The 23,740-nt window shown below is 66.5% G+C and carries 17 protein-coding genes; 9 read left to right on the top strand and 8 right to left on the bottom strand.

Annotated features, from left to right (window positions below; all coding sequences use genetic code 11):
• The first annotated feature begins 653 nt into the window (after positions 1-653).
• From QN245_RS13525 to QN245_RS13510, 4 genes are read left to right on the top strand one after another with little or no spacing between them, the layout of a single operon-like run.
• The gene (locus tag QN245_RS13525; protein WP_317843425.1) at positions 654-1,550 is read left to right on the top strand and encodes a hydroxypyruvate isomerase family protein; all 897 of its coding nucleotides are present in this window, start codon (positions 654-656) and stop codon (positions 1,548-1,550) included.
• A 30-nt stretch (positions 1,551-1,580) separates the two neighbouring features.
• The gene (locus QN245_RS13520; protein WP_160970060.1) at positions 1,581-3,266 is read left to right on the top strand and encodes a GMC oxidoreductase; all 1,686 of its coding nucleotides are present in this window, start codon (positions 1,581-1,583) and stop codon (positions 3,264-3,266) included.
• Entirely contained in the window at positions 3,266-3,838 is a 573-nt protein-coding gene (locus QN245_RS13515; protein ID WP_317843424.1) for a gluconate 2-dehydrogenase subunit 3 family protein, read from the top strand. The genes QN245_RS13520 and QN245_RS13515 overlap by 1 nt, the downstream gene beginning before the upstream one ends.
• A gap of 43 nt (positions 3,839-3,881) precedes the next feature.
• A complete protein-coding gene (locus tag QN245_RS13510) occupies positions 3,882-4,625 on the top strand; it encodes a 3-keto-disaccharide hydrolase (protein ID WP_317843423.1) in 744 nt (247 codons plus the stop codon).
• 19 nt (positions 4,626-4,644) lie between these two features.
• Here the strand turns inward: QN245_RS13510 and QN245_RS13505 are convergent, their stop codons facing one another.
• Genes QN245_RS13505 through QN245_RS13485 form a run of 5 tightly spaced genes read right to left on the bottom strand, consistent with a single transcriptional unit; the run spans position 4,645 to position 9,267 of the window.
• A complete protein-coding gene (locus QN245_RS13505; protein WP_317843422.1) occupies positions 4,645-4,923 on the bottom strand; it encodes a c-type cytochrome in 279 nt (92 codons plus the stop codon).
• 36 nt (positions 4,924-4,959) lie between these two features.
• Positions 4,960-5,814 (bottom strand): sugar phosphate isomerase/epimerase family protein, encoded by an 855-nt coding sequence (locus QN245_RS13500; protein ID WP_317843421.1) that lies wholly within the window; start codon positions 5,812-5,814, stop codon positions 4,960-4,962.
• A gap of 19 nt (positions 5,815-5,833) precedes the next feature.
• Complete coding sequence (locus QN245_RS13495) at positions 5,834-6,958, bottom strand: Gfo/Idh/MocA family protein (protein ID WP_317843420.1); 1,125 nt, start codon at positions 6,956-6,958, stop codon at positions 5,834-5,836.
• Between the two features lie 11 nt (positions 6,959-6,969).
• Complete coding sequence (locus tag QN245_RS13490; RefSeq protein WP_317843419.1) at positions 6,970-8,187, bottom strand: nucleoside permease; 1,218 nt, start codon at positions 8,185-8,187, stop codon at positions 6,970-6,972.
• Positions 8,188-8,214: 27 nt separating this feature from the next.
• The gene (locus tag QN245_RS13485; protein ID WP_317843418.1) at positions 8,215-9,267 is read right to left on the bottom strand and encodes a sugar phosphate isomerase/epimerase family protein; all 1,053 of its coding nucleotides are present in this window, start codon (positions 9,265-9,267) and stop codon (positions 8,215-8,217) included.
• A 95-nt stretch (positions 9,268-9,362) separates the two neighbouring features.
• On the opposite strand from QN245_RS13485, the gene QN245_RS13480 reads away from it, so the two are divergent.
• Positions 9,363-10,370 carry a LacI family DNA-binding transcriptional regulator gene (locus QN245_RS13480; protein WP_317843417.1) on the top strand — a complete coding sequence of 336 codons (1,008 nt, stop codon included), beginning with the start codon at positions 9,363-9,365 and terminating at the stop codon, positions 10,368-10,370.
• A 212-nt stretch (positions 10,371-10,582) separates the two neighbouring features.
• The gene (locus QN245_RS13475; RefSeq protein WP_317843416.1) at positions 10,583-12,565 is read left to right on the top strand and encodes an alpha/beta hydrolase family protein; all 1,983 of its coding nucleotides are present in this window, start codon (positions 10,583-10,585) and stop codon (positions 12,563-12,565) included.
• A gap of 245 nt (positions 12,566-12,810) precedes the next feature.
• On the opposite strand, the gene QN245_RS13470 is transcribed toward QN245_RS13475, so the two are convergent.
• The 3 genes from QN245_RS13470 to QN245_RS13460 form a co-directional block, all read right to left on the bottom strand.
• The gene (locus tag QN245_RS13470) at positions 12,811-14,376 is read right to left on the bottom strand and encodes an asparagine synthase-related protein (protein WP_317843415.1); all 1,566 of its coding nucleotides are present in this window, start codon (positions 14,374-14,376) and stop codon (positions 12,811-12,813) included.
• 112 nt (positions 14,377-14,488) lie between these two features.
• Positions 14,489-14,653: a hypothetical protein gene (locus tag QN245_RS13465; protein ID WP_160970075.1), complete on the bottom strand. Its 165-nt coding sequence runs from the start codon at positions 14,651-14,653 to the stop codon at positions 14,489-14,491.
• A 450-nt stretch (positions 14,654-15,103) separates the two neighbouring features.
• A complete protein-coding gene (locus tag QN245_RS13460) occupies positions 15,104-16,882 on the bottom strand; it encodes a peptide MFS transporter (RefSeq protein ID WP_425612867.1) in 1,779 nt (592 codons plus the stop codon).
• A 694-nt stretch (positions 16,883-17,576) separates the two neighbouring features.
• Here QN245_RS13460 and QN245_RS13455 point away from each other — a divergent pair.
• The 3 genes from QN245_RS13455 (at position 17,577) to QN245_RS13445 (ending at position 23,669) form a co-directional block, all read left to right on the top strand.
• Entirely contained in the window at positions 17,577-19,535 is a 1,959-nt protein-coding gene (locus tag QN245_RS13455; RefSeq protein WP_317843414.1) for an OPT family oligopeptide transporter, read from the top strand.
• A gap of 470 nt (positions 19,536-20,005) precedes the next feature.
• On the top strand, positions 20,006-22,075 hold the full coding sequence (locus QN245_RS13450; protein ID WP_317843413.1) for a S9 family peptidase: 2,070 nt from the start codon (positions 20,006-20,008) through the stop codon (positions 22,073-22,075).
• Positions 22,076-22,424: 349 nt separating this feature from the next.
• On the top strand, positions 22,425-23,669 hold the full coding sequence (locus QN245_RS13445) for a DUF819 family protein (RefSeq protein WP_160970154.1): 1,245 nt from the start codon (positions 22,425-22,427) through the stop codon (positions 23,667-23,669).
• The last annotated feature ends 71 nt before the right edge of the window (positions 23,670-23,740 follow it).

The raw sequence follows: 23,740 nt of genomic DNA, 5'->3' as shown, positions 1-23,740 counted from the left end.
TAGTTCCTGCGATGCAAATGGACCCCGGTAAGCCAGTGCGCTTACCGGGGTTTTTCTTTTATGCGGGTGTTTCCCTTGCTGACGGCATGACATCTGTCTTCTGTCTGTAGCGGACGTACACGATAGGCGAGGGGCACCAGGGTGCGCGAAAGCTCGCGTACCGATGCGGCCCTTGCGCCCCGCGAATCCGAAGTCGTGCCTGCCGAAGGGCGCTCGTACTGGAATGCCGCGTACATCGCGTCGGCTGGGGGGCGTCGCGATGCCGACGTCGGGCGGGCGGTGCGGACGTGAATTGCGTTCGAAGACGATGAGGCCGATCTGTTCGCTGCGGCAGGCTGCGGTGTCGATCGCAAACCCCGTTTCGACCTTTGTGATCGGGCAAGTTGGTGCGCAAGATCTCGATTCATAGGTCTTCGGTTGCACTGCCATGCGCGCCAATGTGATCGATTGGCTGACTGGCGAGCCGAAGCTTCAGCGCGCCGCGCGAATTCCATCACGTTGATGCGGCCATCGGCGCCACAGGCGTTGTGCCCTGCAGCATGGGTCGTCGTGCAGTGCGTCTTGCAAAACAGCGATTCACTCCTCTATGGTGCAATCGATTGAATCGCGGCGATTCATCAGCGTTTGACACCGGTTGGGAGGCCGGAAGGTGGATGTCTATCCATTCGAACGGACCGGCGCCGGCTTCGGGGTTCACGCGGCGAGACACGCTGCGCATGGCGGTCGCCGGGAGCCTTGGCCTTGGGGCGGCGGGCGTGCTGCCGGCGCGTGCCATTGCCACGCCGCTCAAGGGCAACCTGAAGCAGTCCGTCGCCCGCTGGACGTTTCCGCAGCTGTCGACCGCACAGCTGTGCCAGGTGGTGAAGGGCATGGGGTTCGCCGCCATCGATCTGGTGGGCCCGGCGGATTGGCCCACGCTGAAGGCGCATGCCGTGTACAGCGCGATGTGCAACGGCGCGGAACTCGGCCTGGACAAAGGCTTTGCCGGCAGCCAGTTCCACGACGAACTGGTCGAGCGCTATACGCGGCACATCGATCTGGTGGCCGATGCCGGCTATCGCAACCTCATCTGCTTTTCCGGCAACCGCAATGGCATGGATCCGCAGGACGGCATGGCCCACGCCGAAGTCGGGCTCAAGCGCATCCTCGGCCATGCCGAGAAGCGCGGCGTCGTGCTGGTGATGGAGCTGCTGAACTCCAAGGTCGATCATCCCGACTACCTGTGCGACCACTCTGCCTGGGGCGTCGAGCTGTGCCGGCGGATCGGCTCGGACCATTTCGGCCTGCTGTACGACATCTACCACATGCAGATCATGGAGGGCGACATCATCGCCACCATCGGCAAGCATCACGCGTGCTTCAAGCATTACCACACCGCCGGCGTACCGGGCCGGCACGAGATCGGGGACGCTCAGGAGCTCCACTATCCCGCCATCTGTCGCGCGATTCGCGATACCGGTTTCGATGGCTATCTGGCGCAGGAATTCATTCCTACCACGCCGGATCCCGTCGGCTCGCTGCGCGAGGCGATCCGCCTCTGCGACGTCTGAAACGCTATCCACCCAGGTGAAGTAGAACCCATGGCAGACAATCATTACGACGCCATCGTCGTCGGCTCGGGAATCAGTGGCGGTTGGGCGGCGAAGGAGCTGACCGAGAAGGGGCTCAAGGTCCTGATGCTGGAACGCGGCCGCAATATCGAGCACGTCAAGGACTACGTCAACGCGATGAAGGAGGCGTGGGATTTTCCGCACCGCAACCGTCCGACCCAGGCGATGAAGGCCGCTTATCCGGTGCTGATGCGCGACTACGCCCTGGTCGAGAACCTGCAGGGCATGTGGGCCAACGAACAGGAATCGCCCTACACCGAGATCAAGCGATTCGACTGGTTCCGCGGCTATCACGTGGGCGGTCGCTCGCTGATGTGGGGACGGCAGAGCTATCGCCTGTCGGACCTGGATTTCGAGGCGAACCTCAAGGACGGCATCGCCACCGATTGGCCGATCCGTTACGCCGACATCGCGCCGTGGTACGACCACGTGGAGAAGTTCGCCGGCATCGCCGGCACGCGCGAGGGACTGGACGTGTTGCCGGACGGCGAGTTCCTGCCGCCGATCCCGTTGAACATCGTCGAGAAGGACGTCGCCACGCGGATCAAGAAGGCCTTTGGCGGCACCAGGCACCTGATCCACTCGCGCACCGCGAACATCACCCAGCCCAAGGTCGAGCAGGGCCGGGTCAACTGCCAGTACCGCAACAAGTGCATCCTGGGCTGTCCCTTCGGCGCCTATTTCTCGACCCAGGCGGCAACGCTGCCGGCGGCGATGAAGACGGGCAACCTGACCTTGCGGCCATTCTCGATCGTCAAGGAGGTGCTTTACGACAAGGATCGCAAGCGTGCGCGCGGCGTGGAGATCATCGACGCCGAGAGCGGACAGACCTACCAGTACACGGCCAATGTCATCTTCCTCAACGCGTCCTCCTTCAATTCGACCTGGCTGCTGATGAACTCGGCCACCGACGTCTGGGACGGCGGCCTGGGGTCCTCGTCCGGCGAACTCGGGCACAACGTGATGGACCATCATTTCGGCGCCGGCGCCTCCGGCCGGGTCGAAGGCTATGACGACAAGTACTACTTCGGCCGTCGTCCCTGCGGCTTCTACATCCCCCGGTTCCGCAACGTCGCCGGAGACAAGCGCGGCTACCTGCGCGGCTTCGGCTACCAGGGCGGCGCTAGCCGCACCGGCTGGTCGCGCGAGATCGCCGAGCTGAACATCGGCGCCGACCTGAAGGAGGCGCTGACCGTGCCGGGCGATTGGCGCATCGGCATGACCGGCTTCGGCGAAATGCTGCCGCACCACGACAACGCGATTCGCCTGGACCCGCAGCGCAAGGATAAATGGGGGCTGCCGGTGCTGGCGATGGACGTCGCCATGCGCGAGAACGAAAAGGCCATGCGCAAGGACATGGCCGCCGATGCCGCCGAGATGCTGGAGGCGGCCGGCGTCAAAGAGGTGAAGATGCACGATGCCGACTACGCGCCGGGCAAGGGCATCCACGAGATGGGCACCGCGCGCATGGGCCGGGACCGCAAGAACTCCGTGCTGAACCAGTACAACCAGGTGTGGGACGCGCCGAACGTCTACGTGACCGACGGCGCCTGCATGACCTCCAGCGCCTGCGTGAATCCCTCGCTGACCTACATGGCGCTGACCGCGCGTGCCGCCGATCATGCCGTGCGCGAACTGAAAGCGGGGAACCTGTGATGGAACGTCGCGAACTGCTGAAGATGATCTTCGCCGCCACGGGCGCGGCCATGGTCGGCCTGCCCGCGCTCGCCTCTGCACAGGCGCCGGCCGCCGGGGCGAAGGCCCTTTTTTCCGCCGTCGATATCGGCATGCTGGACGAGATCGCCGAGACCATCCTGCCGCGGACCAAGACGCCGGGGGCCAAGGACGCCGGCGCCGGCGCGTTCATGGCGAAATTCGTCACCGACTGCTACACCCCCCGGCAACAGTCGACGTTCCGCGCCGGCCTGGCCGAGATCGACAAACGTGCCGGCGGTCGATTCGTGTCGCTCACGCCACAGGCCCGCACCGAGTTGCTGCGCGCCCTGGATGCGGAAGCCAGGACACACGTCGTCGACGTGACCGACATCGGCACCGCCGAAGCGGCGGACGCGATGCCGCATCCCTTCACGATGCTCAAGCAGCTGACCATCTTCGGCTTCTTCACCTCCAAGGTCGGCGCGACCGAAGTGCTGCGTTATGTCGCCGTACCGGGCCGCTTCGAAGAGGTGACCTATGTTCCCGGCACACCGGCCTGGGCAACCAGCTGATGGAACGCCTCGCTTCGCCATTCCTTCCTTTCCTGGAAACACGATGACCAGACCCTTGCTGATGGCGGCCTGCCTGCTGGTCGCGGCGCCTGCGTTCGCGCAGGCCGACGGTGACCCCGCACGCGATCCGGCCAAGACCGAAGTGTGGAAGCCCGTGCCCGCGGTCGTGGCCACGCCCCCGGGCAGCGCGCCCTCCGATGCGATCGTGCTGTTCGACGGCAAGGATCTGTCGGCCTGGGAGTCGGAGCAGGGCGGACGCGCGCCCTGGCTCGTCGCCGACGGCGCGATGACCGTGGTGCCGGGCAGCAAGGGCATCCGCACCAAACAGCGCTTCTGCGACATTCAGTTGCACGTCGAGTGGCGCACGCCCACCGCGACCCGCGGATTCGAAGGCCAGCAGCGGGGCAACAGCGGCATCTTCCTGCAGGAACGGTACGAGTTGCAGGTGCTCGACAGCTACAACAACCCCACCTATGCCAACGGCCAGGCCGGTGCGATCTACAAGCAGGCCATTCCGCTGGTGAATGCCTCGCGTGCGCCGGGCCAGTGGCAGGTGTACGACATCATCTGGAAAGCGCCTCGCTTCTCGCAGGGCGGCGGACTCACGTCGCCCGCCCGCATCACCGTCCTGCACAACGGCGTCCTAGTGCAGGACGACACCGTGCTGTCGGGCAAGACCGAGTACATCGGCGCGCCGTCGTACGCGCCGCATGCATGCGCGCCGCTCCTCCTGCAAGAGCACGACTCCAAGGTCAGCTACCGCAACATCTGGGTGCGCGAGCTGTAGCGCCGTCGGCGCCGGTCGCCTATTGCGCCAGGAAGCTGGCGAGGTCGTCGACTTCCTGTTGGGACAGCTGCGAAAAGGGGGGCATCAAGCCGCCGCCGTTGCGGATCTTCTCCTTGATCTGCGCAGGCTGCAGGCGCTTGCCCACGTCGGTCAGTGCGGGGAACGTGGGCGGGACGCCTGCGCGATTGGCGCCGTGGCATGCCGTGCAGTGGGTCGCGTAGAGCTGCGCGCCGGCCATCGGGTCGTCCTTGGCCCATGCCGCGGGCGCAGACGTCGCCCCCAGCAGCACCACGGCCATCGTCAGGATCGTTTTCAAGCGGGCCTCCTTTGTGGACTAGCGCGGCGTGGCGGCGGGCAGGTGTTCGCGCAGGTACGCCGCCCCGGTCTTGACGACGGTGGCCGGATCGCGCGGTTGGTCGTGCTCGATGATGTACCACTGCACGCCGCTCGCCGCCGCGGCATGCAGGATCGCGCTCCAGTCCAGCACGCCCTGGCCGACGGCGGCGAAGCCCCCTTCGTCTTCGGCCTGGCCTTTCGGTGCATTGTCCTTGGCGTGGACCGCGAACATGCGGCCCTTGAACTTGCCAAGCATCGTCGCCGGGTCGTAGCCCGCGCGCGCGACCCAGGCCAGGTCCAGCTCGGTCTGCAGATCGGGGCCGGCCGCGGCGAACAGCAGTTCCAGGCCGGTCTTGCCATCGAAGTCGACCAGTTCGAAGTCGTGGTTGTGATAGGCCAAGCGCATGCCCTTGGCGCGCGCCCGTTTCGCGAGCTGGCCCAGCTCCTTGCCCAAGGCGGTCCAGCCTGCGGCATCGGTGGGCCGCTCCTTCTGGTCCAGGTAAGGCACCACCAGTGTCGTGTTGCCGATCGACCGGTTGAAGGCCACCGCGCCGTCCAGATCCTTGCGCAGATCGGCCAGTTGCACGTGCGAGGAGATCGCCTTGATCGAATACTTGTCCAGCAACTGCTTGAGTTCCACCGCGCCGACGTTCTGCGTACCGACCGTTTCCACCGCGCCCACGCCCGCGTCATGGACGATCTTCAACTGTTGGTCGAGCGAGCCGGCGTTGCGCAGCGTGTACATCTGCACCGCGATGGGTGGCTGCGGGCCGGCGGCGTCGTGTGCGAAGGCGGGCAGGGCAGCCAGGAGCAGCAGTGCGAGCGTTGCGGTTCTGCGTGTCGGTGTGTTCATCAGGAAGTCCTCCCGGGAGTCAATCGATGGATGTCCAGCCGCGTGTCCTGGCCGATGTGATGACGCGATCGACGATCAGCGCCGAGCGCAGCCCGTCGTCGAAGGTGGGCAGGCCTTCCGGCCGCTCGCCGTCGATGGCGCGGTAGGTGTCGGCGACGAACGCCTCGAAGCAATCGCCGTAGCCCTGCGCGTGCCCCGCGGGCAGCGTCGCCAGCCGGCGTTGTTCGGCGCTGCCGGCGCCCGGCCCGCGCACGAACACTTCCTCGCGCTGGTCCGGCCGGCCGATCCACAGGCGTTCGGCGTCCTCCTGGTCGAACGCTACGCTGGCTTGGGCACCATCGATCTCGAACCAGAGGCGATTGCGGCGCCCCGCCGAGACCTGGCTGACCGTCAACGAGGCCAGCGTGCCCGCGCCGGTTCGGAGCATCGCCATGGCCACGTCTTCGCTAGAGACCGCCTGCATCGCGCCGCCCGCCGCCGGCGTGGTGAAGCTCTGCCCGGTGTTGGTGCCGCGCTCGGCGATCACGGTCGCGAACGCTGCGCTGACCTCGGCGAAGCGCTCGCCGCTGACCCATTCCACCAGGTCGCACCAGTGCGAGCCGATGTCGGCGAACACGCGTGACGCGCCGCCCAGCGTCGGGTCCACGCGCCAGTTGTTGCTGGCCGGGTCCAGCAGCCAGTCCTGCAGGTAGCTGCCGTGGATCAGGCGCAGCGGCCCCAGTTCGCCCTGGGCGATGCGGGCGCGCGCCTCGCGGATCACCGGGTGGTAGCGGTAGACGAAGGGCACCGTGGCGACCAGTCCGGTCGAGCGGGCCAAGGCCGCCAACGCCCGGGCGTCGTCCAGCGTCGTGGCCAGCGGCTTCTCGCAGATCACGTGCTTGCCGGCGTCCAGCGCCGCCTGTGTCATGGCACGGTGCAGATGGTTGGGCGTGCAGACGTGCACGACCTGCACCTGCGGATCGGCGACCACCTCCTCGAGATCGCGATAGGCGCGCGGGACGTCCCACGACTGCGCCACGTCGCGCGCGCGCTGCGGGGACGAGGCGGCGACGCCGCGGACCGCGGCACCGGCCAGCAGGGCCGCGCGACGGTGCACGGCGCCGATCATGCCGGTGCCGACGATGGCGATTCCAAGCTTGGGCATCGGGGGGTTCCTCAAGGCGCGGAAGGTGCGGCCGCGACGGCGGGCCGGTCGCGGAACAGCAGCAGGAAGGCGATCAGCACGAGCAGCGCGACACCGGCCGGGAACAGCCAGATCCGCTGCCAGTCCGGGCCCGCCGCGGTGGTGTAGTGCTCCACCACCGCGCCGGACAGGAACGTACCGATCAGCATGCCCACCCCGTAGGTGGCCAGGGTGATGAAGCCCTGCGCACTGCTGCGCGCGGCGGGGCCGGCATGCGCATCGGTGTAGATCTGGCCGGTGACGAAGAAGAAGTCGTAGCAGATGCCGTGCAGCACGATGCCGATCACCAGCAGGGAAAAGCCGCCGCCCGCATCGCCGAAGGCGAACATCGCGTAGCGCACCACCCACGCCGCCATGCCCACCGCGAGCATCGTCTTGACCCCCAGCCGCACGAACAGGAACGGCATGGCCAGCATCAGCAGGACTTCGGACACCTGGCCCAGTGATTGCAGGCCGGCCGCACCGCGCACGCCCAGATCGTTGAGGTAGGGGTTGGTGAAGTTGTAGTAGAACGCCAGCGGAATGCAGATGGCGATGGACGCCAGGAAGAACACCAGATAGGAACGCGACTTCAGCAGCCGCAGCGCGTCCAGCCCCAGGATCTGTCCCAGCCCTGCATCGCGCTGTTGCGCCAGTGGCGGCGTGTGCGGCAGGGTGAAGGCATACAGGCCCAAGGCCAGCGACGCCATCGCCGCCATCCGGAATGTCAGTTCGAGCCGATGCGCCTGTTCCCAGCCCAGCCAGCCGATCAGCACGCCGGCCACGATCCAGCCGACGCTGCCGGCCACGCGTACTGGCGGAAACTGCTTTTCAGGCGATTGCATGTGCCGCATCGCCACGCTGTTGGCCAGTGCCAGCGTCGGCATGAACAGCAGCATGTAGCCCATGACGCAGGCGAAGAACACGCTGAAGGTCGTCGCCGTGGACGCCAGCCACATGAGCACCGCACCGGCGAGGTGCAGCAGTGCGAGGATGCGCTGCGCCGCGAAGTAGCGATCGGCGATCAGGCCGACCAGGAACGGGGCGACGATGGCGCCGATGGACTGGCTGAGGAACGCCGTCGCCACCTGGCTCGCGCTGGCCTGCAGGGGGCCTTGCACCAGGTACGTGCCCAGGGTCACGAACCATGCCCCCCAGATGAAGAACTGCAGAAACATCATCGCGCCCAAGCGCGACATGGTGTGCGTCATGGCGTCCCCTCCCAGGGCGGCAATGGCTCAGGTTCCCAGCATGCGCCGCAGCGATTCCGGATCGGCGCCGCTGCCGGCGAAGTCGTCGAAGGCGCGTTCGGTCACGCGGATGATGTGCTCGCGAATGAACGCGGCACCCTCGCGTGCTCCATCTTCCGGGTGCTTCAGGCAGCACTCCCACTCCAGCACCGCCCAGCCCGGGAAATCGTATTGCGCGAACTTGGAGAAGATCGCCTTGAAATCGATCTGGCCATCCCCGAGCGAACGGAACCGCCCCGGACGATCGATCCAGTCCTGGTAACCGCCGTACACGCCGCTGCGCGCGCTGGCGCGATACTCCGCGTCCTTGACGTGGAAGATGCCGATGCGCGCGTGGTAGCGATCGATGAACCCCAGGTAGTCCATCTGCTGCAGCAGCAGGTGGCTGGGGTCGTACAGGATCTTGGCGCGGGGGTGGTGGTCGACCATGTCGAGGAAGCGCTCGAAGGTCGCGCCGTCGTGCAGGTCCTCGCCCGGGTGGATCTCGAAGCACAGGTCCACGCCACAGGCGTCGAAGGCCTCCAGGAGGGGGCGCCAGCGCCGACCGAGTTCGGCGAAGGCTTCTTCCACCAGCCCGGGCGGGCGTTGCGGCCAGGGATAGAAGTAAGGCCAGGCCAGCGCGCCGGAGAACGTGGCATGCGCGGTCAGCCCCAGGCGCTGGCTGGCCTTGGCGGCCAGCCGCAGCTGCTCCACCGCCCAGGCCTGGCGGGCGGCGGGGTTGCCGCGCTTGTCCGGCGGTGCGAAGCCGTCGAACAGGCTGTCGTAGGCGGGGTGGACGGCGACCAGCTGTCCCTGCAGGTGGGTGGACAGCTCGGTGATCTGCAGGCCGTGCCCGGCCAGCATGCCGGCGAGGTCGTCGCAGTACGCCTGGCTGTGCGCGGCCTGGGCCAGATCGAACAGGTGGGGCGCGCTGGTGGGGACTTGTAGGCCAGAATAGCCCAGGCCCGCGGCCCATTCGGCCAGCGTGTCCAAGCGATTGAAGGGAGGTGTGTCGGCGATGAACTGTGCCAGGAACAGCGCTGGACCCTTGAGCGTCTTCAACGTGATTCGCCCTCATGCAATCGATTGAATCATCCTAGCATGGGCCTCCCGCAAGACCCGTTGTGCACTGCACAGCAGCAACAAGAGCTCAGTTCATGGCGACCACCATCTACGACATCGCAAAGCACGTCGGCGTCACCGCGGGCACGGTGTCGCGGGCGCTCTCCCGGCCGGAAAAAGTCCTGCCCGCCACGCGCGCGCGCATCGAGCAGGCCGCCGCCGCGCTGGGCTATGTCCCCAACACGGTGGCCCGGACGCTGAAGACCCAGCGCAGCGGCAAGCTGCTGGTCACCGTCCCGGACATCGCCAATCCCTTCTTCGCCCAGATCCTGCAGGGCGCGGAGGACGCCGCGCAGGCGGTCGGCTACGCCGTGCTGCTGGGCGATACCCAGCACCAGCCCGACCGCGAGGAGCGCTATGCGCAGATGCTCCCACGCAACGAGGCGGACGGCCTGATCGTGCTGGGGCATCGCCTGCCGCCGACAGCGCGTGAGATCGTCAAGCAGCAGGGCGGCGCCGCGCCGGTGGTCAACGGCTGCGAGTTTGACCCGGCGCTGGGGATTCCCAGCGTCCATATCGACAACGCAGCCGCCGCGCGCGCGGTGATGGAACACCTGTATGGACTGGGGCACGCGCGGATCGCCGTGGTGGGCGGCCCGCCCGACAACCCCCTGCATCAGCAACGACTGGAAGGGGTTCAGGCCTCCGGCAAGGCGCACCGCCGCCTGCGCAGCCTGACCGTCGTGCCGGGCGACTTCTCCGTCGAATCCGGCCATGCGGCGGCGATGGTGCTATTGGGCCGTACACCCGCGCCGACCGCGATCTTCTGCTTCAGTGATCAGATGGCACTGGGTGCCCTGGCGGCCTGCCGCGACCTGGGTATCCGCGTGCCGGACGACCTGTCCATCGTCGGCTTCGACGACCTGGCCTCGTCCAGTTACCTCACGCCGCCATTGACGACCATCCGGCAGCCCATGCGCGAAATTGGCGTCCGCGCGGTCAACCTGCTGCTCGCCATCATCGAAAAGGTGGACGTGCCGTTGCAGCAGACGCTGGATTTCAGCTTGATGGTGCGCGGGTCGACCGGCGCGCCGAGGGGGTAAGTGACGGCAGGGAGGTGGGGCGATGCGCTTGATCGCTGCGCGCCGCCATTTCCGTGGCAGATGAGGGCATGCGGCTTCAGGCTGCATGCCCTTTTGGGTTTCCAGCCCCGAGGTTGCCGGAGGTCGGCGCCCAGATTCCGGTACGCCATCGGACAAGCGCCTGGATTAAACTTCACGCGAACGTCACGCCAACAGGAACAGGGGAACAGGGAATGAAGAGGGGACTGCGCGCAGTCGCGTTGTTGTGTCTGCTGGGAGCGGGGAATGCATGGGCGCAGGTGGATCTGGCGCCTTATCTGAAGAAGGAACAGGTTGGCGAGTTGAAGCTGTCGCCCACCGGTGAGTATTACGCCGCGACCGTGCCGCTGGCCGACCGCACTGCGCTGGCGGTGATGCGCCGCTCCGACAGCAAGATCGTCGGCAGTTTTTCGATGGACAAGAACAGCCACGTCAACGAATTCGAGTGGGTCAACGACACCCGCGTGGTGTTCAGCATGGCCGAAAAGATAGGGTCGCTGGACGCGCCGAGGGGGACGGGAGAGCTGTTTGCGATCAATGCCGACGGCAGTGCCGCCGAATTGCTGGTGGGTCAGCGGGTGACCGGCAACGGTCCCGGCACCTTGATCCAGACCAAGAAGGTCGAGGACGTCATCGCCGACATGGTCGGTCCGCTGCCTGGCGATGACCGCAACGTCATCATCCAGGTCCGCCCGTTCAGCGTCAGCAAGGACCCTTACAGCCGCGCCGAGATCATGGATGTGTACACGGGTCGCCGCCGCACGCTGGCCGGTTCGCCGAAGGTGCGTGGCGCCGAGTTTTATAGCGACGAGCAAGGCAAGGTGCGCTTCGCCTCGGGCGCCGACGCCGACAATGCCAGGAAGCTGTTCTACCGCGATCCGCAGGGCAGCGACTGGAAGTTGATCAACGACGAGAACGTCAGTCAGCACGTAGAGACGCCGCTCGGATTCTCCGAGGATGGGCGGATCGCCTATCTGCAGGTTCAGCAGGCCAAGGGCAGCGACGCGATCGAGTCATGGAATGCGGACAGCGGCGAGCGCAAGGTCGTGGCGCACGATGCGCTGGCCGATCCCTACCGGATCATGTACCGCCACGGCACCCGTGTCCCGGTCGGGGTCGAGGTGCTGGGCGACAAGCCGCGCAGCCTGTTCTTCGACGCGAACTCGCCGGAAGCCAAGACCCAGCGCTCGCTGGAAGCGGCCTTCCCGGGGCAGGCGGTCTACGTCACCTCGAGCACCCGCGATGGCCGGCTCAACCTGGTGCAGGTGCAGTCCGGGCGCAATCCGGGCGAGTTCTATCTGTTCGATACGGTGGCCAAGAAGGCAGAGTTCGTCTTTGCGCGTCGCGCTGCCTTGCAGCCGCCCAAGCTGGGCGAGGTGCGGCCGATCGCGCTGCAGGCACGCGATGGCCTGACCTTGCACGGCTTCGTGACGCTGCCCACGTCGGCCGCCACGGGCAAGGTGCCGATGGTGGTGATGCCGCATGGTGGCCCCTTCGGGATCTTCGACAACGGCCTGTTCGACGAGGATGCCCAGCTCCTGGCCAGTGCCGGCTATGCGGTGTTGCAGGTCAATTATCGCGGTTCCGGCAACTACGGCCGCTCGTTCAAGCAGGCGGGCGCCGGCCAGTGGGGTGGCAAGATGCAGGACGACGTCACCGATGCCACGCGCTGGGCGATCGCCCAGGGCATCGCTGATCCGCAGCGCATCTGCATGTTCGGCGCCAGCTATGGTGCCTACGCGTCGTTGATGGGGGTCGCCAAGGAGCCGTCGCTGTACCGCTGTGCGGCTGGCTATGTCGGTGTCTACGACCTGCCGCTGATGTACGCGAAGGGCGATATCCAGCAACGCGACGCGGGCCAGACCTATTTGCGGGAGTGGTTGGGGCCGAGCAGCGAACTGGCTGCGGTCTCGCCGGTCAACCTGGCCGACAGGATCAAGGTGCCGGTATTCCTGGCCGCTGGCGGCGAGGACGAGCGCGCCCCGATCCTGCATTCCAAGAAGATGGAAGTCGCGCTGAAGAAGGCCGGGGTGCCGGTGGAAACGCTGTATGTCCCGACGGAGGGACATGGCTTCTATACCGAGGAACACCGTCGCGAGTTCTACACCCGGCTGCTGGCGTTTCTGAGCAAGTCGCTGGGCGGTGCGCAGGCGGCGCCGGCGGCGACGAAACCGTAAGTGGTTTTCGCCCGGCGATACGTGTGAGGCGCATGCGCCACAGCTGCGCGGCATCAGTGCGGTCCGGTGCTTCCGGACCGCACTGATGACGGTTGGGCTCCATAGTTCAGCGTGACCAACTGGCACTTCGGGGTCTTGCCGAATTGGTCACCTGCTTCCATGGCTGGTCGATCTTGCCGCTCTGGCCGTACGGCGCCTCGATCGTAGGCTGAGAAAGCGACGTCCGCGCCTGCCGCATGGGATTGTCAGGCAAACTGCCGGACGAAGCGCTCCAGCCAAAGGAACGAGATCAACGGCGCCGTCAGCGGACGTGCGCGCGTCGCCACCAATTCGTCCAGAAGTTGCAGTACGGCGTCGCGGTTGACCAGGCCCAAGTCGGCAAGGGCGCATTCGCTCAGCTGCATGGCGATCGTCTTGGCGTGATGTGCGATCAGCTCAGGCAGGACATGGGCGAACGTTTCCTTGCAATAATCCCGTGGAAATATGTCGCCTACGTTGGCCTGCAAATATCGCCACATCGTTTCTCGATCTTTCCGGCTCTCGAGCGGCAGGCGCCGACAAAAAGCAACCAGATGTGGATCGCTTAGCGGATTGACCGGCCAAAGGCCTCGCCGAAGCAGATGCGGAGCCTGGCACATGCTCGAGGCCAACACCGAGGCAGATAAAGGCCCGGCGGGCGCATCGAATCCATTGAGCGAACGCGATGCATTGAGCGCTCGGGGCGTCAACAATAGGTCCGCGCGCCGCTTGGCTTCTGCGGCCACAATGCCATTGCGGCTGCCGGTGGAGTGTTCCTCATTCCGATACGTCGGGAACAACTGGTCTCCGCCAATGCCGGTGAAAAGTCGATCGCTCCCCTGCGCTTGAGCACTGTCCCACACGCTTTCGAACGCTTCGAGGTAGAACTCGGCAAGGGGATAGTCCGGTCGGCTCGCACTCGGTTGCAGATCGAGCGTTGGCGGGAACGCGTCAATGTTCACGGCCGTGTCGCGAAGACCGAGCGTTTCGACAAGCAGGCGGCGACGTTCGACCTGGGCTTGGCTGGATCCCGCATCGAGCAAGATTCCCAGGCTTACGATGTTGTGCTGCGATCGCGTCAGCGCGCATGCAACAGTCGCCGAGTCCATGCCCCCGCTCAACTCGACGGCCACCTGTTTCGACGCGGGTCGAATCGAAACCGCGCGATGCAATAGTTGGCCGAATCGCTCCATGCCGTAGTCGCTCAATGCGTCATCGTAAGGCGCTACGGTTTCTGCAGGCGAGGGGTAGACGTAACGGACCTTGCCCGGCTCCGCGTAAAGCGTGGCGCGTTCCGTCAGCATCAGAACGCCCGAAAACAACTGCCTGGCGGAATAATCCGCGCCGAGTGCGAGGCGCCGGCTGGCCATCTCCAAATCAATGGTGGTGGACCGGGAAAAAAAGTCGGCCAGATCGTAGGAGATTTCTACTGCGTCATCGGAGACCCGGCAGTAGACTGGCGCCGATCCGAGCAGGCCCGCGCGCAGCTTCAATCGGCATCCGGCCTGGGCCACTTCGATCATGAGATAATCGAGCGGCCATAGCAAAGCCTCTTTGTAGAGCTGGTTGAATCGATCGGCATCGACCAGCATGCCTGTATCGTCTTTTGTCCATTCGATCTCCGTGCAACGTTCGCGCACCGTGGCGAACCACTGTCCCTGCGTGCGGACCACAACGGTTTCCACAGCGGAGTGACGGTAGGGGACGATCTGGCTTTTCCCGAGGCACAGGGTGTCGTTCTGCCACAGCGGCGATTGCTCGAGGTCGGAAAAGGCAATGTTGGCCTTGATCATGGAGATCGGCTGCCTGAGAGCGGTGTCGTGTGGTGACCGCGTTTTCGAACAAAAGAACGCCGCCTGATGGCGGCGTTCTTCATCGCGACGTATCGATCGAATCGCCGTCGTTTTAGCCGCCCGGCTGCGTGGAGTACCAGCGAGAATCGTCGCCGAGATAGGGCTTCATCTCGCAGACGCCGGGCGCCGCGATATTTTGCATGGGTTCGTCGAGCTGGACAGCGAAAGGATTGGAGAGGGACTCTTGTTTCTCAAGCTTGCCATCTTGGATTTTCATCACAAAACTCCTTTTTTTAGATGTCGTCGTCATGCGGCGACGAACAGAACCTATCACTGCGCCTACGGCAAAACAAGTTTGCCGAATTTCATGGTTTCACATGAAACTTGTTAAATCAGGTGTTTTAATAAAGAAAACTGCCTTTATATTCTTAATGTATCGCCCATGTATCGTTAATGGGCAGCCAAGACCCGTTACTGTCTCGCGATGTGGCAATTTATGTCTGTTTGTATCATGTGCCGCTGATCGATGTGAAAAGGCGACGCCAGTAACGCGGTACCGGCCAGACTTATTTGTGCGAACGGTTGGGGCCTGGCAGTGAGCGGGCCCGGTTGGATTTTGGGTTCAGTGCGACTCGCGGTCTTATCGTCGTGGTCGGCACTGACCACGTCAGATGCGCGCGCGTCGAGATCTGAGCCGGCTGCGTCGCCGCTCAGGCGACGCAGCCGCTCAGCGCACTCCGTGCATCATCCGCCGCAGCAGCGGCGCGGCCAGGAAGGCGAGCACCGCGCAGCCCACGCCGATCCACAGCAGCAGCCAGAACAGATGCGCGTACTTGGCCGCGGCGTCGGCGACGTTGAGGGTGACGTTGAGGGTCTGGCCGTCCGGCACCTCGATCGCGGCGAGCTTGCCGAACAGCGCTGCCAGCGCTTCGGAGAAGGCGGTTGCCAGGAACCAGGTGCCCATCATCAGGCTGACCACGCGCGGCACTGCGAGCTGGGTCACCGCCGACAGGCCGACCGGCGACAGGCACATTTCGCCGGCCTCCAGCACGAAATAGGCGAGCACCAGCCACCACACGCTCGCCATCTGTCCGGTCGCGCCGACCTGTTGCGCGGCCAGCGCCAGCGGCACGAAGGACAGGCCGGCCAGCAACAGTCCCATTGCCGACTTGGCGGGCTTGGACGGCTCGCGTCCGCGCCGCGCCAGCCACGCCCACAACGCGGCGAACAGCGGCGCCAGCAGCACCAGGAACAGCGCGCCCAGGTAGGTCAGCGAGCCGGCGGTCTGCGGCAGCACCAGGCAGTCGCGGATCAGGAACAGCAGCATCAACGCGCTGACCGCGACGAACAGCCGCCGCGGCGCGGACGAGCTGGGGCGGCGGTCGGACAGCGAGGCCGCCAGCACGAAGCCCAGCGGCGCCAGCAGCAGCGAGGCGATCGACCAGGGCAGGGGCGTGCCGCCGCGGATCACCAGCGATGGCACGATGTCCTTGGTCATCAGCCGGTCGGTGAAGGTAACCCACGAGCCGTAGGTCTGCTCGTACAGGGTGAAGTACACCAGCGCCATCGCGATCAGCACCATCAGCGCGATCATCTGCTGGCGCTGCACCGGGGTGCATTGGGTGCCGGTGAACCAGGCGAACCACAGCAGCACCGCGCCGAGCACCAGCAGCATCAGCAACAGGGCCAGGGAGATTTCCCCGCCAAGGCTGAAGGCGCCGTTGGCCGCGGCCCACATCAAGGCGGCCACCGGCAGCACGCCCAGCACGGCGCACAGGTAGATCGCCCATTCGCGCGGCACGCCGAGCACGCGCTCGCGCAGCAGTGCCGGCTGCGCCGGTTCGGCGTGACCATGCAGGTACTTCTGGCCCCACAGGAACATGCCCAGGCCGAGCAGCATGCCGATGCCGGCCGCCCCGAAGCCGTAGCGCCAGCCGTAGGCTTCGCCGAGGAAGCCGCAGACCAGGGAGGCGAACAGGGCGCCGAGGTTGATGCCGGCGTAGAACAGCGAGAAGCCGGCGTCGCGGCGCGGGTCGTCGGCCGGATACAGCTTGCCGACGATGGTGGAGATGTTGGGCTTGAGGAAGCCGACGCCCATGATGATCAGCGCCAGCGACAGGTAGGTCACGCCCAGGGATGCGGTGTCGCGCACCACCTCGCCGTTGATTCGGGTGGCGGCGTGACCCTCGAAGGCCATGCCGATGTGGCCGAGCACCAGCAGCAGGCCGCCGAACACCACCGCCTTGCGCATGCCCAGCCAGCGATCGGCGAGCAGCCCGCCGAGCACAGGCACGCAGTACACCAGGCCGCCGTAGGCGCCGAGCAGGTCGAGTCCCGCGTCGTCGCCGAACAGGTGGTACTTGGTCAGGTACAGCAACAGCAGCGCCTTCATGCCGTAGAAGGAGAAGCGCTCCCACATCTCGGTGAAGAAGCAGACGTAGACGCCCTTGGGATGGCCGAGGAAATCGTCGCGCGCGTCGCGCAACGGCAGGGAGGACACGGACACGGCGACTCTCGGCGCAGGAGGCAGGCGGCGGAGTATAGGGTGGCCGGCGTTCGCTCGAATGGCGGTCCGCGGCACGTGAGGTGTCGCACGAGGTCGGACCCTCACCCCAACCCCTCTCCCGCTGGGAGAGGGGCTGCTGCGGTTCCTTCTCCCGTCGGGAGAAGGTGCCCCGTATGGGCGGATGAGGGTTGGGCAGGCACGCAATGGTGGATGTCCTGCGTGCTGCCGGACCCTCACCCCAAGCCCTCTCCCGGTGGGAGAGGGGCTGCTGCGGTTCCTTCTCCCGCCGGGAGAAGGTGCCCCGCAGGGGCGGATGAGGGTCGGGCAGGGCAGGCAAGGATTGGGTGCCCTGCGTGTCGCCGTACCCTCACCCCAACCCCTCTCCCGGTGGGAGAGGGGCTTGCTGCGTTTCCTTCTCCCGCCGGGAGAAGGTGCCCCGCAGGGGCGGATGAGGTTGGGCAGGGCAGGCAAGGATTGGATGCGCTGCGTGTCGCCGTACCCTCACCCCAACCCCTCTCCCGGTGGGAGAGGGGCAACCATCTGCCGCTGAGTACTGCTGCTTCTACGAATCCCCAATCCCCAATCCCCAATCCCAGCCTCCCAGGCATGTGCCACAAGCTGGGCACCAGGAAGCTGGACTTGCCCCGCCCCAGACGCTAGCGTGCAAAGCGTTTTTGTCGTTTCAGGGGTAACCATGAACAACGCTGCCGCGCCGCGCCAGCTCACGTTCCGTGCCGTGGTGCTGGCGATCGTGCTGGCCGTGGTGCTGTCCGCCGCCAATGCCTATCTCGGTCTGTTCGCTGGCCTGACCATCGCCACCGCGATTCCGGCGGCAGTGGTGTCGATGGGGGTGCTGCGCCTGCTCGGCGGCGGCTCCATCCTCGAGAACAACATCGTGCAGACCGGCGCCTCGGCCGGTTCCTCGATCGCGGCCGGGGTGATCTTCACCATTCCGGCGCTGGTGATCATGGGCTACTGGCCGGACTTCAAGTACTGGTGGGTGCTCGGCATCGCCGGCATGGGCGGACTGCTCGGGGTGCTGTTCTCGGTGCCGCTGCGGCGTTCGATGATCGTCGAGGATCCGCTGCCGTTCCCGGAAGGCAAGGCCGCCGCGGAAGTGCTCAAGGCCGGCGAGAACCCCGGGCCGGGGCTGAAGATCCTGGGCCTGTCGGCGGCCATCGGCGGGCTGGTCAAGCTCGGCGCGGCCAGCGGCCTGAAGGTGATCCCGGATACCTGGGCGCAGGCCGCGTACATCGGCAGCAGCAAGATGGTCGGCTACGTCGGCACCAACCTGTCGCCGGCGCTGCTGGGCGTGGGCTACATCGTCGGGCTCAACGTCGGCATCGTGGTGCTGTCCGGTTCGATCCTGTCCTGGCATCTGGCCATCCCGCTGTACCAGCAGTTCTTCATGAACTCTGATCCGGCGCTGGCGCAGAGCCTGGCCAATGCGCCGGCGGCCGAGGCCGCGTTCGGGATCTGGGCGGCCAAGGTGCGCTACCTGGGCGTGGGCGCGATGCTGATCGGTGGCGTGTGGACGCTGTTCTCGCTGCGCAAGTCGTTGCTGTCGGGCGTCAAGAGCGGCTTCGCTGCGGCGCGCAAGAGCACCGGTGGCGCCGCGGTGGCCGAGACCGATCGCGACCTGCCGATGAAGTGGATGCTGGTGGCGCTGCTGTTGTGCACGCTTCCGCTGCTGGGTCTGTACCAGGCCATCGTCGGCCAGTGGCACGTCAGCGTGCCGATGACCATCATCATGATCGTCGCCGGCTTCCTGTTCGTCTCGGTGTCCGGCTACCTGGCCGGGCTGATCGGCTCGTCGAACAACCCGGTCTCCGGCATCACCATCTCCACCATCCTGTTCGCCTCGGCGGTGCTGGTGCTGCTGCTCGGGCGCGATTCGCCGATCGGCGCGGTCGCCGCGATCATGATCGGCGCGGTGGTGTGCTGCGCCGCCGCAGTGGGCGGCGACAATCTGCAGGATCTGAAGGCTGGCTACCTGGTCGGCGCCACGCCGTGGAAGCAGCAGTTGATGCTGGCGATCGGCGCGTTCTCCTGTGCGCTGATCATGGCGCCGGTGCTGAACCTGCTGGCCCAGGCCTACGGCATCGGCGCGGCCACGCCGCAGCATCCCAACGCGCTGGCGGCGCCGCAGGCCACGCTGATGGCGTCGGTGGCCAAGGGCCTGTTCGGTGGCGAGCTGCCGTGGACCATGATCGGCATCGGCGCCGGCGTCGGCGCGGCGATCATCGCCCTGGACGAGTGGCTGAAGAAGACCGGCAAGCGCTTCCGCGTGCCGGTGCTGGCCGCGGCGATCGGCATCTACCTGCCGCTGGAACTGATGGTGCCGATCTTCCTCGGCGGCCTGCTGACCCACCTGGTCGAGCGCTTCCACAAGATCCGTGCCGACGACGAAGAGGGGCGCGACCGCGTGCACCGTCCGGGCACGCTGTTCGCCGCGGGCCTGATCACCGGCGAGGCGCTGATGGGCATCGCCATCGCGGTGCCGATCGTGGCCTCGGGCCACGCCGACGTGCTGGCGCTGCCGGAAGCGTTCCACCTCAACCAGTGGTACGGCCTGGTGCTGCTGGCCTTCGTCGGCTGGCTGCTGTACCGCACCGGCCGCAAGGGCGAGGCCGCGGCTGCGCCGCGCGCATAACGGCGCAACGGCCTCCCGCAACGCAACATCCGAAGCCCGGCCCCGCGCCGGGCTTCGCCTTTGCGGCCGAGCCAGCGTGCGTGCCGCACGTGCCGATCCCATCTGTTTCTCGCCGGCGGCGCGGCGCCGCGTGCATTGCAAAGACCGAATCGCGCCTCAGCCGCGCGCGCCTGTCGCTGTCCGCCTCACCCACCAGGCCAGCCCGGCATCGACCTTCGCACGCCTCGCCGAGCCAGCGCATCGCGCTTGCCGTTCCCGAGGCCCCCTCTCGATCCAGCCGCGCGCCCACCGCTGTCCGCCTGCGATCCGAAGGCTCGCACTGGTCTTCGTATTTCAAACCGAGCCAGTGCCGCACTTGCCAATCCCCACTCCCGATTCCCCAATCCCGGCTCTTCCATGACTTCAGTCCTTTGCGCCGCGCCCACCACGGCCCCTACCATCGACGTTTTGCCGTGTTCCGGAGACGCCCGATGACCCTGCGCTACGCCTTGCTGCCCCTGGCCCTGCTGACCGCGCTGCCTGCGCTGGCCGCCACCCGCGGTTTCGATGTCCGCGACATGGTCGCGCTGGACCGGGTGTCCTCGCCGCTGCTGACGCCCGATGGCGGTACGGTGATCTTCGCCAAGCGGCAGATGGACAAGGCGCTGGAGAAGTCCAGCACCAGTCTGTGGCTGCGCGATCTGCGCACCCGCGATGCGGCGCCGCCGAAGCGGCTGACCCCGGAAGGCTGGAATGTCAATTCGCCGGAGCTGTCGGCCGACGGCAAGACCGTGTACTTCCTCAGCGCCAAGTCCGGCCGCCAGCAGCTGTACGCGCTGCCGCTGGCCGGCGGCGCGCCGCGCCAGCTCACCGATTTCGCGCTGGACGTGGACAGCTACCACATCGCCCCGCAGGGCGACCGCGTGGCCTTCAGCGCCGGCGTGTTCCAGGACTGCGGTTCGGACCTGGCCTGCACGCAGAAGCGCCTGGATGCCAAGAAGCAGTCCAAGGCCACCGGCGTGGTGTTCGACCAGTTGTTCGTGCGCCACTGGGACACGTGGAACGACGGCCGCCGCAACAGCCTGTTCGTCGCGCCGTTGCCGGCCGGCGCCAAGGCCAAGCCGGTGGCCGGTGCCTCGGCGGTCAGCGTGACCCTGGCCGGCGACATCCCTTCCAAGCCGTTCGGCGGCAGCGAGGACTACACCTGGGCGCCGGACGGGCAGTCGCTGGTCGCCAGCGTGCGCGTGGCCGGCCGCGAAGAGCCGTGGTCGACCAACTTCGACCTGTACCGGCTAGATGCCGCCGGCAAGGCTGCGCCGGTCAACCTGACCGCGGCCAACCCGGCCTGGGACGCCGGCCCGGTGTTCTCCGCCGACGGCAAGACCCTGTACTACCGCGCCATGAAGCGTCCCGGTTTCGAAGCCGACCGCTTCGGCCTGATGGCGATGGACGTGGCCAGCGGCAAGACCCGCGAGATCGCCCCGCAGTGGGACCGTTCCGCCGGCGACATCGTGCTGTCGGCCGACGGCACCACCGTGTACACCACCGCCGATGACATGGGCCAGCACCCGCTGTTCGCGGTCGACGTGGCCAGCGGCAAGGTGCGCACCGTGGCCGCCGACGGCAGCGTCGGCGCGCCGGTGCTGGCCGGCAATACGCTGGCCTTCACCCGCAACAGCCTCAAGAGCGGCGACCAGATCATGGTCGCCGACGCCAACGGCCAGCAGCCGCGCGCCATCACCCCCAGCGCCGGCGAGATGCTGCCGGACGTGAAGTTCGGCGACTACGAGCAGTTCTCGTTCAAGGGCTGGAACAACGACACCGTGCACGGCTACGTGGTCAAGCCGTACAACTACCAGGAAGGCAAGACCTATCCGGTCGCGTTCCTGATCCACGGCGGCCCGCAAGGCAGTTTCGGCAACGGCTGGAGCTATCGCTGGAACCCGCAGACCTACGCGGGGCAGGGCTACGCGGTGGTGATGATCGACTTCCACGGTTCCACCGGCTACGGCCAGGCCTTCACCGATGCGATCAGCCAGCACTGGGGCGACCGCCCGCTGGAAGACCTTCAGAAGGGCTGGGACGCGGCGCAGAAGCAGTACGGCTTCCTCAACGGCGACAAGGCCTGCGCGCTGGGCGCCAGCTACGGCGGCTACATGGTCTACTGGATGGCCGGCAACTGGAACAAGCCGTGGAAGTGCCTGGTCGACCACGACGGCGTGTTCGACAACCGCATGATGGGTTACGCCACCGAGGAACTGTGGTTCAGCGAGTGGGAGAACGGCGGCACGCCGTGGCAGAACCCGGCCGGCTACGAGAAGTTCAACCCGATCCTGCACGTGGACAAGTGGAAGGTGCCGATGCTGGTGATCCATGGCCAGCAGGATTTCCGCATCCCGATGGAGCAGGGCCTGGCCGCGTTCGGCGCGCTGCAGCGCAAGGGCATCGAGTCCAAGTTCCTGTACTTCCCGGACGAGAACCACTGGGTGCTGAAGCCGCAGAACAGCCTGTTGTGGCACGACACGGTCAACGGCTGGCTGAAGCAGCATATCGGGCAGTGAGGGGACCTGGGGCTCGGGTTTCCGGGCCCCCGTCCTGGGTCATGGCCCAGGTCCCGGGATTGGGAATTGGGGATTGGGGATTCGGGATTTGGGATTCGGGACTTTCCCGTGATCGCAGCGATCCGTTAGCCGTTGTGGGAGGGGCTTCAGCCCCGACGCTTCATTGGTAAAGCGTCGGGGCTGAAGCCCCTCCCACAAAAAGCAGGTTGCTTGCGGCGCTCCCATGCTGCGAACTCAACCTGCTGCTTTCTTTCGATCCCTGTTTTCATCTCCAACCTCCAACCTCCAACCTCCAATCGCGAATCCCCAATCCCCAATCCCCAATCCCCAATCCCGGCCCCATCGCCCGATGCCCTCGACGCCCCTGATCACCAACGACATCGTCATCTTCGGCCTGATCGCCGCCACGCTGGGCGCGGTGTTCTGGACCGCGGCGCGGCCGTCGGGATTCTGGAAGCGCTTCTACGGCATCGTGCCGGCACTGCTGCTGTGCTACCTGATTCCGGGCATCTACAACACCGTCGGGCTGATCGACGGACAGCACAACTCGCTCTACAACCCGGTGGCGCGCGACGTGCTGCTGCCGGCGGCACTGGTGCTGCTCACCCTCACCGTCGATCTCAAGGGCATCCTGCGGCTGGGGCCGAAGCTGGTGGCGATGTACCTGGGCGCGTCCTTCAGCATCATGCTCGGCGCGGTGGTGGCGTTCCAGATCATGAAGTGGCTGCACCCGGTCACCGTGGCCGGCGACACCTGGGCCGGCATGGCGGCGTTGGCCGGCAGCTGGATCGGCGGTGGCGCCAACATGCTGGCGATGCGCGAAGTGTTCCAGGTCGACGCCACCACCTTCGGCCAGTTCGCCGTGGTCGACGTCGGCGTCGGCTACGTGTGGATGGCGCTGCTGATCTTTCTTGCACAGCGTGCGCCGGCCATCGACGCGCGCAGCGGCGCCGACACCCGCGGTATCGACGACCTCAAGCAACGCATCGCGCACTTCCAGGCCCAGCACGAACGCGTGGCCAGCCTCACCGACCTGATGCTGATCGTCGGCGTGGCGTTCGGCGCGGTCGGCCTGGCGCATGCGATCGCCACGCCGGCGGCGGCCTGGTTCGACGCCAACGTCAGCTGGGCCAAACAGTTCAGCCTCGGCTCCCCGTTCGTGTGGGTGGTGGTGCTGGCGACCACCTTCGGCCTGCTGCTCAGCTTCACCCGCGCGCGCACCCTCGAGGGCGCCGGCGCCTCGCGCATCGGCACGCTGCTGCTGTACTTCCTGATCGCCTGCATCGGCATGCAGATGGACTTGTTGGCGCTGTTCGACCGGCCCTGGATCTTCGCGCTGGGCCTGATCTGGCTGATCGTGCACGTCCTGCTGCTGCTGGCGCTGGGCAAGCTGCTGCGGGTGCCGTTCTTCTACTTTGCGATCGGCTCGCAGAGCAACGTCGGCGGCCCGGCCTCGGCGCCGGTGGTGGCTGCCGCGTTCCATCCGGCGCTGGCGCCGGTCGGCGTGCTGCTGGGCACGATGGGCTATGCCACCGGTACCTATCTGGCCTATGTGGTGGGCATCGTGCTGCGCGCGATGGCCGGCGCCGGCTGAGCCGGGGCGGCGTGACGGTCAGCCGCGGCTTGCTGCGGCGGCGACTGCGGCCGGTGTGAGGTTTCGGCCGC

It is taken from the genome of Xanthomonas rydalmerensis (assembly GCF_033170385.1).
Classification (GTDB): domain Bacteria; phylum Pseudomonadota; class Gammaproteobacteria; order Xanthomonadales; family Xanthomonadaceae; genus Xanthomonas_A; species Xanthomonas_A rydalmerensis.
Note: the sequence above shows the minus strand (reverse complement) of the source record. Positions and strands in the feature narration are given on the sequence as shown.

What these genes read in the sequence shown, in the direction of transcription:
- QN245_RS13500 (WP_317843421.1), bottom strand. Translation starts at nt 5,814, where the DNA reads ATGAACACACCGACACGCAGAACCGCAACGCTCGCACTGCTGCTCCTG.
- QN245_RS13455 (WP_317843414.1), top strand. Translation starts at nt 17,577, where the DNA reads ATGAACAACGCTGCCGCGCCGCGCCAGCTCACGTTCCGTGCCGTGGTG.
- QN245_RS13470 (WP_317843415.1), bottom strand. Translation starts at nt 14,376, where the DNA reads ATGATCAAGGCCAACATTGCCTTTTCCGACCTCGAGCAATCGCCGCTG.
- QN245_RS13525 (WP_317843425.1), top strand. Translation starts at nt 654, where the DNA reads ATGTCTATCCATTCGAACGGACCGGCGCCGGCTTCGGGGTTCACGCGG.
- QN245_RS13495 (WP_317843420.1), bottom strand. Translation starts at nt 6,958, where the DNA reads ATGCCCAAGCTTGGAATCGCCATCGTCGGCACCGGCATGATCGGCGCC.
- QN245_RS13465 (WP_160970075.1), bottom strand. Translation starts at nt 14,653, where the DNA reads ATGAAAATCCAAGATGGCAAGCTTGAGAAACAAGAGTCCCTCTCCAAT.
- QN245_RS13510 (WP_317843423.1), top strand. Translation starts at nt 3,882, where the DNA reads ATGACCAGACCCTTGCTGATGGCGGCCTGCCTGCTGGTCGCGGCGCCT.
- QN245_RS13450 (WP_317843413.1), top strand. Translation starts at nt 20,006, where the DNA reads ATGACCCTGCGCTACGCCTTGCTGCCCCTGGCCCTGCTGACCGCGCTG.
- QN245_RS13505 (WP_317843422.1), bottom strand. Translation starts at nt 4,923, where the DNA reads ATGGCCGTGGTGCTGCTGGGGGCGACGTCTGCGCCCGCGGCATGGGCC.
- QN245_RS13490 (WP_317843419.1), bottom strand. Translation starts at nt 8,187, where the DNA reads ATGACGCACACCATGTCGCGCTTGGGCGCGATGATGTTTCTGCAGTTC.
- QN245_RS13515 (WP_317843424.1), top strand. Translation starts at nt 3,266, where the DNA reads ATGGAACGTCGCGAACTGCTGAAGATGATCTTCGCCGCCACGGGCGCG.
- QN245_RS13445 (WP_160970154.1), top strand. Translation starts at nt 22,425, where the DNA reads ATGCCCTCGACGCCCCTGATCACCAACGACATCGTCATCTTCGGCCTG.
- QN245_RS13520 (WP_160970060.1), top strand. Translation starts at nt 1,581, where the DNA reads ATGGCAGACAATCATTACGACGCCATCGTCGTCGGCTCGGGAATCAGT.
- QN245_RS13475 (WP_317843416.1), top strand. Translation starts at nt 10,583, where the DNA reads ATGAAGAGGGGACTGCGCGCAGTCGCGTTGTTGTGTCTGCTGGGAGCG.
- QN245_RS13480 (WP_317843417.1), top strand. Translation starts at nt 9,363, where the DNA reads ATGGCGACCACCATCTACGACATCGCAAAGCACGTCGGCGTCACCGCG.